Source organism: Streptomyces sp. WAC 01529, from assembly GCF_003945545.1.
GTDB classification, from domain to species: Bacteria; Actinomycetota; Actinomycetes; order Streptomycetales; family Streptomycetaceae; genus Streptomyces; species Streptomyces anatolicus.
In genome coordinates this window covers 7,023,835-7,036,720 of sequence record NZ_CP029617.1, presented here as the reverse complement: position 1 = coordinate 7,036,720, position 12,886 = coordinate 7,023,835, and the positions used below count along the sequence as shown (strand labels likewise).

Annotated in this window: 11 protein-coding genes; 7 read left to right on the top strand and 4 right to left on the bottom strand. The window is 69.3% G+C overall.

Annotation, left to right across the window (positions count from 1 at the left end):
• Positions 1-8 precede the first annotated feature (8 nt).
• Both DMA15_RS31425 and DMA15_RS31420 read right to left on the bottom strand, forming a co-directional pair.
• Entirely contained in the window at positions 9-947 is a 939-nt protein-coding gene (locus tag DMA15_RS31425; RefSeq protein WP_125516078.1) for an NAD(P)-dependent oxidoreductase, read from the bottom strand.
• Positions 934-3,789: a non-ribosomal peptide synthetase gene (locus tag DMA15_RS31420; protein ID WP_125516077.1), complete on the bottom strand. Its 2,856-nt coding sequence runs from the start codon at positions 3,787-3,789 to the stop codon at positions 934-936. Before DMA15_RS31420 ends, DMA15_RS31425 begins: the two co-directional genes overlap by 14 nt.
• A gap of 843 nt (positions 3,790-4,632) precedes the next feature.
• On the opposite strand from DMA15_RS31420, the gene DMA15_RS31415 reads away from it, so the two are divergent.
• The 4 genes from DMA15_RS31415 to DMA15_RS31400 all read left to right on the top strand — a co-directional run bounded on the left by DMA15_RS31415 (position 4,633) and on the right by DMA15_RS31400 (position 7,970).
• Positions 4,633-5,229 (top strand): LuxR C-terminal-related transcriptional regulator, encoded by a 597-nt coding sequence (locus tag DMA15_RS31415; protein WP_240660046.1) that lies wholly within the window; start codon positions 4,633-4,635, stop codon positions 5,227-5,229.
• A gap of 57 nt (positions 5,230-5,286) precedes the next feature.
• Positions 5,287-6,078 carry a TrmB family transcriptional regulator sugar-binding domain-containing protein gene (locus tag DMA15_RS31410; RefSeq protein ID WP_125516075.1) on the top strand — a complete coding sequence of 264 codons (792 nt, stop codon included), beginning with the start codon at positions 5,287-5,289 and terminating at the stop codon, positions 6,076-6,078.
• A gap of 189 nt (positions 6,079-6,267) precedes the next feature.
• The gene (locus tag DMA15_RS31405; protein ID WP_125516074.1) at positions 6,268-7,212 is read left to right on the top strand and encodes an ACP S-malonyltransferase; all 945 of its coding nucleotides are present in this window, start codon (positions 6,268-6,270) and stop codon (positions 7,210-7,212) included.
• Positions 7,209-7,970, top strand: coding sequence for a helix-turn-helix domain-containing protein (locus tag DMA15_RS31400; protein ID WP_125516073.1), 762 nt, complete (start codon positions 7,209-7,211; stop codon positions 7,968-7,970). The genes DMA15_RS31405 and DMA15_RS31400 overlap by 4 nt, the downstream gene beginning before the upstream one ends.
• 17 nt (positions 7,971-7,987) lie before the next feature.
• Here DMA15_RS31400 and DMA15_RS31395 read toward each other — a convergent pair whose 3' ends face one another.
• Positions 7,988-8,659 carry a hypothetical protein gene (locus tag DMA15_RS31395; RefSeq protein WP_125516072.1) on the bottom strand — a complete coding sequence of 224 codons (672 nt, stop codon included), beginning with the start codon at positions 8,657-8,659 and terminating at the stop codon, positions 7,988-7,990.
• Positions 8,660-8,877: 218 nt separating this feature from the next.
• Here DMA15_RS31395 and DMA15_RS31390 point away from each other — a divergent pair, with 218 nt between their 5' ends.
• From DMA15_RS31390 to DMA15_RS31380, 3 genes are all read left to right on the top strand, one after another.
• On the top strand, positions 8,878-10,425 hold the full coding sequence (locus tag DMA15_RS31390) for an acyl-CoA carboxylase subunit beta (RefSeq protein ID WP_125516071.1): 1,548 nt from the start codon (positions 8,878-8,880) through the stop codon (positions 10,423-10,425).
• 10 nt (positions 10,426-10,435) lie between these two features.
• Entirely contained in the window at positions 10,436-10,672 is a 237-nt protein-coding gene (locus DMA15_RS31385; protein ID WP_125516070.1) for an acyl-CoA carboxylase epsilon subunit, read from the top strand.
• A 74-nt stretch (positions 10,673-10,746) separates the two neighbouring features.
• Complete coding sequence (locus DMA15_RS31380) at positions 10,747-12,543, top strand: AfsR/SARP family transcriptional regulator (protein WP_125516069.1); 1,797 nt, start codon at positions 10,747-10,749, stop codon at positions 12,541-12,543.
• A gap of 73 nt (positions 12,544-12,616) precedes the next feature.
• Here DMA15_RS31380 and DMA15_RS31375 read toward each other — a convergent pair whose 3' ends face one another.
• The gene (locus tag DMA15_RS31375) at positions 12,617-12,856 is read right to left on the bottom strand and encodes a DUF6269 family protein (protein WP_125516068.1); all 240 of its coding nucleotides are present in this window, start codon (positions 12,854-12,856) and stop codon (positions 12,617-12,619) included.
• Positions 12,857-12,886: the final 30 nt, after the last annotated feature.

Sequence of the window (12,886 nt, the reverse complement as noted above, 5' to 3'; positions counted from 1 at the left end):
AGGTCTCCTCAGTGGCGGACGAGCGGGCGGACGTACTGGGGGAAGTGGGCCTCCAGGGTGCGGCGGATGCCCTCCTGCCAGGGGACCGCACAGGGGCCGGTCAGTGCACGGCGTCGCGCCGGGTCGAACCGGTACGTTTCCCGGGTGACCTCGCTGGGCACCAAGGTGGCCTCCACACCACTGAGTTCGGACAGGTGACGGATGCAGTCGGTGACGCCGACCGGTTCGTCGCCACCCCAGTTGACCAGCGTCGCCGGGGCCGACGCGGCCTGCCACAGGTGAGGGACCTGGGCCACGAGGTCATCCGTGTGCAGCGGTGAGAACCAGTTCTGTCCGCTCATCGGCACGGGGATCGGCTCCCCGGCGAGCATCCGCTTGAAATAGAGCATCGGCACGCCGCCGTAACCTCCGGGCCCATAGGCGATGTTGAGCCGCGCGATCGTCGTGGGGAGGCCGAGGACCTGGCTGAAGGCGCGTACCGCGCCCTCAGTCGCGATCTTTCCGACCGGGTAGGCGGGCAGCCAGTCGGCGACTCCGTCGACCGGGTCGTCCTCGGTGTACGCGTGGTCGAGGGTCTGGCGGGCGTACAGAGCGCCGGTGGACACGTACAGAAACGCGTCGGCGCTGCGGCAGTGCGACATCAGACGGCCGGCCGCCACGGCGTTCACCTCGGCGCTCGCGTTGAAGTCCGCGTCCTCGCCTCTGCGCACCGCGGAGTGGATGACGTGGGTGAAGTCCCCCGGCAGGCCCTTGAGGGTGTCCGGCGAGTGGTCCTCCATGTCCCAGTGCCGCGTGATGATGGATCTGTCGTTGAGTTCCTGTTCGATGCCCGGCGTGCCGAACCTGCCCAGGCACCAGACCTCGTTGTGTTCGGCGAGTGCTTCCGCCACTGGTCGGGCGACCTGCCCGGTACCACCGGTGACCAGGATCTTCTTACCTTCCAGCATGCTCGCTCCGTCCCTGCGACGAGTCGGTGATGATGTCGGTGGCGGGCCCCGCGGGCGTGCCCTGTGCCCGTGCCATGGCGATGCGGTCGGCGTCGGCGAGGGCCCGGTCGAGCTCCCGGCGCAGGATCGCCTGGAACGACGCCACGTGCCGCGGACCCATCAGCGTGTAGTGCTCGCCGGGGACCTCGATGTAGCGGTTGGGGCCGGTGGTGAACTCGTCCCAGCGGCGCAGCTCGTTGTCGAGCCACTCCTCTTTGGTGCCGCGCAGGGGTATCGCGCAGAAGACGCTCATGGACGGCACTGTCCCGCTCGGTTGGTAGGAGCGGCCCAGGTCGGTGAGGCTGTTGGCGAGTTCGGCCCAGACCTCGAACTTCTCGGCGTCGAGGTCCAGTTCGGCGAGCCGGTCACGCGGGGCGAGGCGCAAGAGGCGTTCGACCTGTTCCGGCTCGGGCAGACCGCGGAGCAGGGCGGGCAGTTCCAGGGCCTGCTCCCGGTCTATCAGGGCGAGGAAGAAGGCCAGGTTGACGGCGGTCTCGGCGAAGTCGAGTTCATCCATGCGGTACTTGATGTGCGGCGGCAGGTTGAAACTGCCGACGAAGTCGACGCGCTCGCCCTCGGCGCGCAGCACCTTGGCCATCTCGAAGGCCACCGCCCCGCCGTAGGAGTAGCCGGCGAGCGCGTATGGGCCGTGCGGTTGCCGTGCGCGTACGGCATCCACATAGCAGTCGACCATCTGCTCGAAGGTGGCGAAGGGTTTCTCGCCCTCGTTGAAACCGCGGGCGCGCAGGGCATGGAACGGCCGGTCCCCCGCGAAGTACTTGGCCAGGTTGACGAAGACCAGGACCTCACCGACCCCGGGGTGGACGCAGAACAGGGGCGTCTTGGTGCCGCTGGTCTGCATCGGCACGATCGGGTCGTACGGGACCGGGACCGTGCCGGGCGACGTAAGTTCGGTGAGCCGTGCGGCCAGCGTCCGGACCGTGGGGGCCCTGAGCAGGGTGATGACCTTGAGGTCGGCGGCACCGAGGCGCTGGGACACCAGGCTGCGCAGCCGCAGGATGTCGAGCGAGGTGCCGCCCAGGTCGAAGAAGTTGGCGCCCGCGCTGACCGAGCCGGGGGCGGCGTCGAGGATCTCCGCGTAGATCTCGCACAGGGCCTGCTCGGTGGCGCCCTCGGGCGCGACGTGGGGGCCCAGCATCCGCGCGGTGAGTCCGGCGACCGCACGCCGGGACACGTCGTACGCGCCCGCCTCCAGGCGTTTGCGCATCAGTGTGCGCTGGATCTTGCCGAGGCTGGTCTTGGGGAAGGCCTCCTTCGGCAGCGGAAGGAGGTGAGCGGGCCTGAACCCCCAGTGCATGACGACGCTGTCGCGCACCGCCGCGAGCACCCGGTGCAGCGCCGCGCCGTCGCCCTCCGGGACATCCGGATGGAAGGCGATCGCCAGTTGCTCGGTGTCGACGCCCGCCTCGCGGGTCGGGAAGGCTGCCACGTAGGAACCGGTCACACCGGGCAGTTGTTCGAGGGAGGTCTCGATCTCGTGGCTGAAGTAGTTGACGCCGTTGACGATGATGCTGTCCTTGCTGCGACCGACCAACGAGAGCCGCCCGGCGTCGATCCGGCCCAGGTCCCCGCTGCGGAACCAGCCGTCGGCGGTGAACGCGTCCGCGGTGGCTCCGGGGTTGTTGTAGTACCCCCGGGTGACCATGGGGCCGGCGAGCTGGAGTTCGCCCACCTCTCCCGCCGGCAGCGCATGGCCGTCGAGGTCGGCGATCCGCATGCGCAGTCCCTGCACCGGGGTGCCGAGGGAGGCGAATTCGCTGCCGCGGTCAACCTCGGGAAAGGCCTTGTGGGAGTAGACACTGCCGGCACAGGTCTCGGTCATGCCGAAGGCGGGCCACAGCGCGTCGGCGGCCAGTCCATACGGTGCGAAGTGGGCGAGGAAGGCCTCCCCGGTGGCTCGGACCACGGCTTCGCCACCACTGATGATGTGCCGCAGCCGGGACAGGTCGAGCCGTTCGCCACCGGGGCCGGACCGCTCGGCCGCCTCATTGAGCCGACCGAGGAGGAAGTTGGGGGTAAAGGTCATGGTCACGCCGTGCCGGGAGCTGAGCCGCAGGAACTGAAGCGGGTCCCCGAGGACGACAGCGGGCTCCACGTGCAGCTGACGGCTGCCGGAGAACAGCGGCAGGAGGTGGCATTCGAGGAGGGCGGCCACGTGGTCGAAGGAGACCCAGTTCAGGGTGGTGTCCACGGCGGTGAGCCGGTGGTACCCGTTCTTCCCCGCCATGGCGGCCAGCAGGTTGGCATGGCTGAGCACGACCGCCTTGGCATCCCCGGTCGAGCCCGAGGTCAGCACGAGCAGCGCGGTGTCCTCGGGCGCCGCCGCGTGAGGCTCGGCCGGTTCCTCGGCGAACAGCCGCTCGAGCAGCCCGACCGTGAGTCCGCTCACCGGCGGCAGTTCGGCGCCCAACGACTCGCTGGTGATGACCAGCGGCCGGTCGAGCAGGGTGTCGACGTGGGCCAACTGGTTGGCCCACCGCTCAGGGTCACCCCGCATCGGCACCACGGGGCAGGGGACGAAGCCGCCGAGCACCGCGGCCCAGAAGGCGGTGAGGAACTGCCGCGGCCGCTCCAGGATCAGGACGACCTTGTCCCGAGGCCGCAGGCCCCGGGCTCTCAGCCCGCCGAGCACCCGGAGTGCGTCGTCGAGAAGTTCCGGGTAGCTCTGGTCCTGGAAATCATCGCCCGCGGGTCCCAGGCAGTACCGGATGCCCGAGGCGGGGTTCTGCCGCGCGCTGTGCAGGAGAAAGTCTGCGATGTTCTTCTGAGGTGTGGTTCTCATGTGTGTCTCCAGTACCAGGTGCGCATTGGGCAGGCGGCCCAGCGCGTCGAGGATGTAAGAACTGGACGTGCCACGACGAAGAAGTGCGCGCGGAATTAACGCCGGGAAATCCCCGAAGAACTGAGGAAGACAATTGCGCGCACCAACCCGGGAGCAATTGCTGCCCAAATTCGACATTTCTGGTTATTGGGCCAGGTTCCCGTGCGGACCTGATGACCGGACGGTGCAGGAGTGGTCGGGGATGTGTGCACAGAGTGCGGTCAGGGCGGGAACTTAGGCAGAATCTGTCGGCATTGCGAGACGGTTGGCCGCTAGCGGACAGAAGCATGACACTCAGTGCATATTACGCTGCAGTAACATACCGGAAAAGGAATGCGAAGCGCCGCTTCCGCGGGTTTCAGTGCAGTTTGCTGACACGGCCCACAGGGCCTTTCCCGCCAGCACACAGGGTCACTGTTTCGTGCTTCTGATCTATCGAGTTAACGAGTGACCAACCAGTAGACTGACACCGATCATTGGGACTGGCTGGATCCACGCGGCCGTGACATTTTATTCACTGCTCAACAGTTGTAGTAGCCAGATTTTTAGTGGCGCACCTGGACGCCCACGGCCGGCGGGAACCGCACGGAGTGGGTGTCCGGTGAACCAAGGGGGAGCTTCATGTCGGACGCCGTAGCTGAAAAACAGGCCCGGAGTCAGGCGGAGGAGTCGACAACAGTCGATCCGTCCGTCGGGCTGGAACGGGCACTCTTGCAGGCCAGTGCCTTGATCGAATCCACGGTGCTGCTGCACAGACAGCGCTCGGGATCACCGACACCGGTGACCCGCACGGGCGTCGTCCCCATGAGCGACGCACTCGAATCACTCATCGCCCGGACGCAGCACACGGTGTGCGTCGCGCTGGCCGAAACAGGCGAATTCGCCGACGCCGTGGTGCGGTCGCTGGCCAGGATGCCCGAGCGGGCAGCCGTGCGTGTCCTGTGCACCACGGCGACGAGGGGATCCTCACTGTCGTGGCTGGCCCAACTGGCCGACAGCCGCCTCGAGATACGGGTGTCGGAGAGCGAACTGCGCGAGACGCTCGTGGTCGACGGCGTGACGGCACTGGTGCCCGCGGGAGGGACGCGAAGCGGCCAGGCCGCCCTCGTGAACGACACCGCCTCCGTGCGGGCCCTGGAACTTCTTTTCGCCGGTGCCTGGTCCCGCGGCCGCAAGCTCGTCGATCACCTCCAGCTGAGCCCCCGGCTCCGCACCGAACTGGCCATGAACATCCTGGACCGACTCCGTGCGGGCAACACCGACGAGACGGCGGCGCGCGAGCTCAACGTGTCCTTGCGGACCTACCGGCGCTACGTCGCCGAGATCATGCGTGAACTCAACGCGAACTCCCGTTTCCAGGCCGGAGTACGCGCCATGGAGTTCGGGCTGCTGTCGGAGTAGCACCCGCGATGCACCCGACAGAGACGCAAGGTGAGAAGTCAAGGTGGTGAAAACGACATGTCCAGCCGGGGTGGCGACGAGTTGGAGGACGCCCTGCTCCAGGTACGGGCGCTGATCGAGTCAACAGTCGCCCTTCATCGAGACCGCAGTCTCCAGGAAAGCCTGATCACCGGCCTCGACAGCGGCTACGAAGCCGTTCTCGACCAGGCGCAGCAGCTCATCGCGAGTGCCACGCAGAGCATCGACATCGTGCACGCACGCCGACTCGCTTCCGAGGAACGGTCCGATCGCAGCGAACGGGAACTGATCTATGACGCACAAGACGGTGTGAGTGTGCGACTGCTGTCCAGTCACGCCCTGCTCGACGAGGACTACGTCCGCGAACAACTGGGCCGGGAACACCCGGTGGCCATCCGGATCGCCCGGGTCCCCCCGTTACAGGCGCTGATCGTGGACGGCAGCGCCGCGCTGGTCGTGGCCGAATCCGCGGTCGGCCGCCGGGCGTCGCTGATCCGGGTCCCGGAGCTGCTCAACACGCTGCAGACCCTCTTCGAGAACATGTGGGTCCGTGCCGTGCCCGCGGGCGAGCGCATGGTCTTCGGGGACCGCTACCGGGCGACGCTCGCCCGGCAGATACTCGGGGCGCTCCAGACCGGTGTCACGGACGAGGTGGCCGCCCGTGAACTGACGATCTCCGTCCGCACCTACCGGCGCCATGTGGCGGAGATCATGACCGTACTGGGGGCGAACTCGCGTTTCCAGGCGGGAGTTCGGGCCGCCGAGTTGGGATTGCTGCCACCGGCGGCGGGCCCGGGCACGGAGTACGGCGGTTCACTGGCATTTTCCTGAAAGGTCCGTTGCCGCCCGCCCGCCGCCCGCAGTTGTATGAGGCGCCAGGAAGGGGGACCGTCCGGACGACGGCTCCCTTCCCCGGCGGCTGGTACCCCCGCTATGCCGTCGGCGCAGGCGGAGCCGGTCACCGATTCAGGTGACCGGCTCCCCCTGCCACCCGATGAGCGTTGCGCGGAAGGCGGGTTCATGAATCAGGTACCGGTCGGTCTGGTGTTCCCGGGGCAAGGGACGCAGAAGCAGGGAATGGGCGAGCCCTGGCGGGACGCCCCCTCCTGGGAGCTCACCGCGGAGGTCTCCGCCGTCACGGGGGAAGACCTCTCGGAACTACTCCTGCACACTCCCGGTGAGCACCTCCGGCGCACCGACTTGGCCCAACTCGCGGTGTTCACGCTTTCGTTGATCGCCCATGCCGAAGCGGTGCGCGGCGACGCGTTCACCGGGCCCGTCGTCGCCTGTGCGGGACACAGCCTCGGCGAGTACACGGCACTCGTCGCGGCCGGGGCCCTCACCGTCGGTCAGGGAGCCGCTCTGGTAGCCGCCCGCGGTCGCGCCATGCGGGAGGCGGCGCTGGCCCGCGAGGGCACGATGGGCGCGGTGGTTGCGGCGCCCCTGGCGGCAGTCGAGGAACTGGTGCGCGAGATGCGTGAGGGCGGTGGCGAGGTATGGGTCGCCAATGTCAACGCCCCTGGCCAGACCGTGGTCTCCGGGTCGCCCGAGACGATCGGGGAACTCGCTGAGCGAGCCCCGTCGATCGGGGGCAAGCTGATCCGCCTGCGGGTCGGCGGAGCCTTCCACAGCCCCTACATGGCCCCCGCTGCCGAAGCACTGCGCGACGCACTGCGGAAGATGTCCTTCGCCCCCACGCGACAGCCGGTCGTGTCCAACGTCGACGCGACGCCGTACACAGGCGACGGCGACTGGCCGGCGCACTGCGTCCGGCAGCTCACCTCCCCGGTGCTGTGGGAGCAGAGCGTACGGACTCTCACCGGGTCGCTCGGCTGCCGTCGGCTCGTCGAACTCGGGCCCGGACGGGCCCTGGCCGGGATGATCCGGCGCATCGACAGCGACGTCGAGGTCATCTCGGTGGACGCTCCCGCCACTCTCCTCACCCTTGCGGTGGGTCAACGATGAACGTCGCGACACGGCAGCCGGCGAGGCTCAGCGGGATCGGGGTGCTCGACAAGGCCTCGGCCATTCTCGACCTGGTGGAGAAGGGCCCGGCGTCCCTCACCGAGCTGGTGGTCGGCAGCGGGTACGCGCGCCCGACCGTGCACCGGATCGCACAGGGGCTGCACAGCCTCGGCCTGCTCGACCGGGACTACCGGGGCCGGTTCGTCCTCGGCGCGAGGCTGGGGTACATGGCCGCCGAGGTGCAGCAGGACCGGCTGGTCGATGCCGCGTCGACCGTCCTCGCGGACCTGCGGGCACTGACCGGTCTCGACGCTCGGCTCTTCCGGCGCCGCGGTGCCGTGCAGATCTGTGTCGGAACCTCCGCCGCGGAGACCGAGGCCGGGGACGATCTGCCGGTCGGCACAGCGCGCTCGGTCACGGCGGGCCCCTCCGCTCAGACCCTGCTGGCCTGGGCGGAGCCCGAGGAACTGTACGAGCAGCTCCGCAACGCCCGTTTCACCGCCGCCCAGCTCTCCCTCGTACGACGACGTGGCTGGGCGCACGGCCCGGACGCGCTGGTGCCCGACGCCGTCTCGCTCGCGGTGCCGGTTCGTGCCATGGGGGAACGGGTGGTGGCCGCGCTCTCTCTCACCGGACCACCACCTCGGATGCCCGCCGTACCTAGCCGGCTGCTGCTCGGCGCGGTGATCGACGCGGCCGGTGAACTCGGGGACGAACTGGTCAGAGCCGGCAGGGTTTCGCGCTCTCGGGCCCGTTAGTCAACGCGTCCGTGGGCTCACTCGCAGCCGCGCTGCCAGTTCCAGCCGACGAAGGTGTGCTTGAGTTCGACGTCGAAGGTACAGGTGGGGGCCGCGTCGCCGGTGAGCTTCACATACGAGTGGTGAGTGTTCGCGTACCAGTCGCCGGTGAGGTCGAAGATGCCCTTGTACGTGAAGCTCGCGTGCGCCTCCTGGTTGACGACGGCACAGTCGGCGGCGCAGTCCTGCTTCTGGTCCGCGGACTTCAGCGACCAGCCGGCGTTCCACGGCTCGCGGTTCCACTCCTGGGTCGCGCTGGTGGTGGCTTTGCTGATCCGGCCGTCCGCGGTGCTCCAGTCGGCCTTCGAGTACAGGCCGGTCATGCGGATGTTGCAGCAGTCGAACATCTCGTTCCAGCTGCGGATCTGACGGCCCGTCGTGGCGGCCGCCGTGATCCCTCGCGCCGGGGCCTTGGCCGCGGTGGAGGCTCGCGCGTAGCGCACGGGGCCGAGTTCCGGCTCGCAGTCCTCACCGACAGTGACCGTCTGCTGTACCGACATTCCGGCCGGGGGCACCGGAAGCGAGCCGGAAAGCTTGAGGGCGCCACACGACTGCGCGGCGTCCTGGCCCGTCCCCGAGGCGCCACTCGCCGTGCCGCCGAGGGCGAAGGCGAGACCGACGGCGGCGAGTGTGACGGAAGCGCGTCGCATGTATCGCATCTTCAATTCCATTTCTCTATATGCAGATTCTTCGATCTGCGAGCGTAATGGCCTTTTCTTTGCGGGAGAGTCGAGCAGGAAGACGTTGGCACCTTCATGTCACGTCACTGGGAGGGGACGGAGCATGCTGCCAGGCTTCCTGGGCTGCCGCCGTTCCGGCAAAAAGAGCGCGATCGCCCGTACCAGCCGGACCGGATGAGGAGTTGTCCATGACGATGCACGACCGGGTGAGCGAGCTGGCGCTGATCCGCGACGAGGTGCTCCAAGGAGTCCCCCGGGCCACCCAGGCCCAGCACGACAAGGGGAAACTGACCGCACGCGAACGCCTCGCGCTTCTCTTCGACGAAGGCTCCTTCACCGAGATCGAACAACTGCGCAGACACCGCGCCGGCGGGTTCGGCCTGGAGGCCAACAGGCCGCACACCGACGGTGTGGTGACCGGCTGGGGCACGGTCGAGGGCCGAACGGTCTTCGCCTTCGCCCATGACTTCCGCATCTTCGGCGGCGCACTGGGCGAGGCCCACGCCACGAAGATCCACAAGGTGATGGACCTCGCGATCGCCGCCGGCGCCCCACTGGTCTCCCTCAACGACGGCGCCGGCGCCCGTATCCAGGAGGGCGTCTCGGCTCTCGCCGGGTACGGCGGCATCTTCCAGCGCAACACCAGGGCGTCCGGCGTGATCCCGCAGATCAGCGTGATGCTGGGTCCGTGCGCGGGCGGCGCGGCCTACAGCCCGGCGCTGACCGACTTCGTGTTCATGGTGCGGGACACCTCCCAGATGTTCATCACCGGCCCCGACGTGGTGCGGGCGGTCACCGGGGAGGAGATCACCCACAACGGGCTCGGCGGGGCCGACGTGCACGCGGAGACCTCCGGTGTCGCGCACTTCGCCTACGACGACGAGGAGACCTGCCTCGCCGAGGTCCGCTACCTGCTCTCCTTGCTGCCGGCCAACAACCGTGAGATGCCACCCGCCACCCGGCCGCGGGATCCGGCCGACCGGCGGTGTGAGCGGCTGCTGGAACTGGTGCCGCCGGACGGCAGCCGCCCGTACGACATGCATGAGGTGATCGCCGAACTCGTCGACGACGGCGAGTACATGGAGGTCCACGAACGCTGGGCCACCAGTGTCATCACGGTCCTCGCCCGGCTCGACGGACAGGTGGTCGGCGTCGTCGCCAACCAGCCGCTGTCCTTCGCGGGAGTGCTCGACATTCACTCCTCGGAGAAGGCCGCACGCTTCGTCCAGATGTGCGACGCCTTCAACATCCCGCTGGTCACCCTGGTCGACGTGCCCGGCTTTCTCCCCGGGGTCGAGCAGGAGCACGGCGGGATCATCCGGCACGGCGCCAAACTCCTGTACGCGTACTGCAACGCGACGGTCCCCAGGGTGCAGGTGATACTGCGCAAGGCGTACGGCGGCGCGTACATCGTGATGGACTCCCGTTCCATCGGCACGGATCTGTCGCTGGCCTGGCCGACCAACGAGATCGCCGTGATGGGCGCCGAGGGCGCGGCCAACGTGGTCTTCCGGCGGCAGATCCAGGCGGCCGAGGACCCGGAGGCCACCCGCGAGCAGCTGGTCAAGGAGTACAGGTCCGAGCTGATGCACCCGTACTACGCGGCGGAACGCGGCCTCGTCGACGATGTGATCGACCCCGCGGACACCCGCTCCGCGCTGGTCCGCGCCCTGTCCATGCTCCGTGCCAAGCACGCCTCGCTGCCTTCCCGCAAGCACGGCAACCCCCCGTTGTAGAGGAGACGGCATGACCACGTCGGCGTTCGACGGGCCACTCGGCCCCGCCCTGTTGCAGGTCATCAGCGGCTCCCCGTCCGCGGAGGAACTCGCCGCCGTCACCGCGTTGCTCACCGCCCTCGCGGTCGCCGCGGGCTCCGAAGCCGGGGACAGCCCGGCCGTGGCACCGCGCCAAGCCGGCTGGGGCCGTCCCCAGGTCTTCCCTCCGCTCTCCTGGATGGCCGCCGGCCGCGCGGGTGGCAGCTAACTGCCACCTTCGTCGCAGACACCCGACCACCCCGTCCAAGCAGCGCAGAAGACCAGCTCAGTGAGGAGGGCACCATGGACTTCAAAATCCTGGGCTCGGTCTCGGCCGAGTTGGAAGGCCGTGCGGTCGTACTCGACGGGACCAAGCAGCGCACCGTGCTGGCCGCCCTGCTGCTGGCGCGCGGTCAGATCATGACGGACGAGCGGCTCACCACGCTGGTATGGGGCTGGGACCCTCCGGCCACCAGCACGAGCCAGCTCTACACCTACACTTCGAGGCTGCGCACCCGCGTCGGTCCGGGGATCCGTTTGGAGCGCAGCGGTCCCGGTTACCGGCTGGACATCGGCGCCGCCACCCTGGACTGGGAGACCTTCCGGGAACTGACCCGGGCGGGCGACGCGGACCTTCGGGCGGGAAGGTACGCCCGGGCCGAGCGCCGGCTGGCGTCGGCCCTCGCGCTCTGGAACGGCCCGGCCCTCACAGGGGTCACCGAGCAGCTCGCGGCGACCGAGGGCCATCGGCTGGAGGAGGCCCGCCTCCTGGCCCTGGAGCAGCACGCCGAAGCCACGCTGGCCCTGGGCCGGCACGCCGAAGCGGTCTCGGGCCTGACCCGTGAGGTGGCCCTGCACCCGGGCCGGGAGCGGCTGCGGGGCCTGCTGATGACCTCGCTGTACGGCTGCGGTCGTCAGAGCGACGCGCTCGCCGTCTACGAGGAGGGACGCCGCGTTCTCGCCGAGGAACTGGGCATCGACCCCGGCCCGGCGCTGCGCACGCTCCACCAGGAAATCCTCGAGGGCACTCTTGTCCCGGCACCCGGGCCGGATACCAGGGCGGTCTGGGCGCCATCGGACGCGGACAGCGGCCGGCCGGGCCTCGCTCCGGCGCTGCTCCCCGCCGCCCCGTACGACTTCGTCGGCCGTTCCACAGAGGTGGCTGAGCTGCTCCGTGCGCTGAGCGCTCACCAGAACGTCGTGGTCACCGGCGCCCCAGGGACCGGCAAGTCGGCGCTGGCCCTGCACATCGCCGAGCGTTGCCGCGACGGCTTTCCGCAGGGCCAGCTCTACGCCGACCTGCGCACCGAGGCCGGCGCGCGTGAGCCCGAGGAGGTCCTCGGCTGGTTCCTGCGTGCCCTCGGTACCCCCTGCGACCGGCTGCCCGCGGCCCTCGACGAACGCGTACAGCTCTACCGGACACTGCTGAACGGGCGGCGAGTGCTGGTCCTCCTCGACAACGCGACCGACGACGCCCAGGTCCGTCCGCTCCTCCCGGGCAGCGGGGCGAGCCGCACCATCGTCACGGGTGTCCGCTCCACGCTGGCCTCACTCGAAGGCACCCGCCTCGTGCGTCTGGGCCCGCTGGATCCGGGTGAGGCCGTGCGGCTGCTCGCCGCGGTCGCGGGCTCCGGCCACATCGGGGAGGACGCCGATGCCATCGTGCGCATCGCCGAGTTCTGCGACCGTCTTCCGCTCGCACTACGCATCGCGGCGGCCCGGCTCGCTTCCCGCCCGCAAGGCTCCGCCACCCGGCTCGCCGACCGTCTGGAGTCCCAGGAACGCCGCCTGGGCGAACTGCGGCTCGGCAGCCTCGATGTCGGGGCGGGACTGCGCCGTCTGCTGGGCGAGCTGCCCCCGCCCCTCGCAGGCGCCTTCATCACGCTGGCCGCGGCCGGTCCCGCGCAGTTGACCGCCGCCGACGCGGCGGCGGTCCTCGGCATCGGCGCCGACGACGCGGAGGACTTCCTCGAGCAGTTGGTCGACGTCGCGCTGCTGGACATGGGAAGCGCCGCAGGTCGCCGACCGCGCTATCGGTTCCCGCCCCTGGTCCGGCTCTTCGCCCGGCAGCAGAGCCGGGAGGCCCTCACCGTCGTCTGACGCCCACCGCTCCTCGCGTCGGGGCCGGCCGCGCGATCGCGGTCGGCCCCGACGTACGCGTACCTCTCGGAGGTCAGCCGCAGCCGCCGGCGTGGCCTTCGTCGAAGCCCTGCACTTCGGGTGCGTTCTCGAACCTGTACCCCTGGGCGACGAGTTCGTTCAACGCGTCGGCGTACTCGGCGAGCAGTCTGGCCCACGGAGTCGGGCTGTCGACAAGCAGTGCCTCCGTCCCCCGCTCCCCCCGGCTCTCGATCTCTTCCAGCAGTTCCAGGGGATGTTGAACGCTGGTGGGATGTTCCTGGTCCTCGCTCACGATGCCTCCTCTGTCGCAGACCGGACCTTG

Coding starts and splice junctions, on each gene's coding strand:
- DMA15_RS31425 (WP_125516078.1), bottom strand. CDS start 947: ATGCTGGAAGGTAAGAAGATCCTGGTCACCGGTGGTACCGGGCAGGTC.
- DMA15_RS31400 (WP_125516073.1), top strand. CDS start 7,209: ATGAACGTCGCGACACGGCAGCCGGCGAGGCTCAGCGGGATCGGGGTG.
- DMA15_RS31380 (WP_125516069.1), top strand. CDS start 10,747: ATGGACTTCAAAATCCTGGGCTCGGTCTCGGCCGAGTTGGAAGGCCGT.
- DMA15_RS31410 (WP_125516075.1), top strand. CDS start 5,287: ATGTCCAGCCGGGGTGGCGACGAGTTGGAGGACGCCCTGCTCCAGGTA.
- DMA15_RS31420 (WP_125516077.1), bottom strand. CDS start 3,789: ATGAGAACCACACCTCAGAAGAACATCGCAGACTTTCTCCTGCACAGC.
- DMA15_RS31405 (WP_125516074.1), top strand. CDS start 6,268: ATGAATCAGGTACCGGTCGGTCTGGTGTTCCCGGGGCAAGGGACGCAG.
- DMA15_RS31415 (WP_240660046.1), top strand. CDS start 4,633: ATGAGCGACGCACTCGAATCACTCATCGCCCGGACGCAGCACACGGTG.
- DMA15_RS31385 (WP_125516070.1), top strand. CDS start 10,436: ATGACCACGTCGGCGTTCGACGGGCCACTCGGCCCCGCCCTGTTGCAG.
- DMA15_RS31395 (WP_125516072.1), bottom strand. CDS start 8,659: ATGCGACGCGCTTCCGTCACACTCGCCGCCGTCGGTCTCGCCTTCGCC.
- DMA15_RS31390 (WP_125516071.1), top strand. CDS start 8,878: ATGACGATGCACGACCGGGTGAGCGAGCTGGCGCTGATCCGCGACGAG.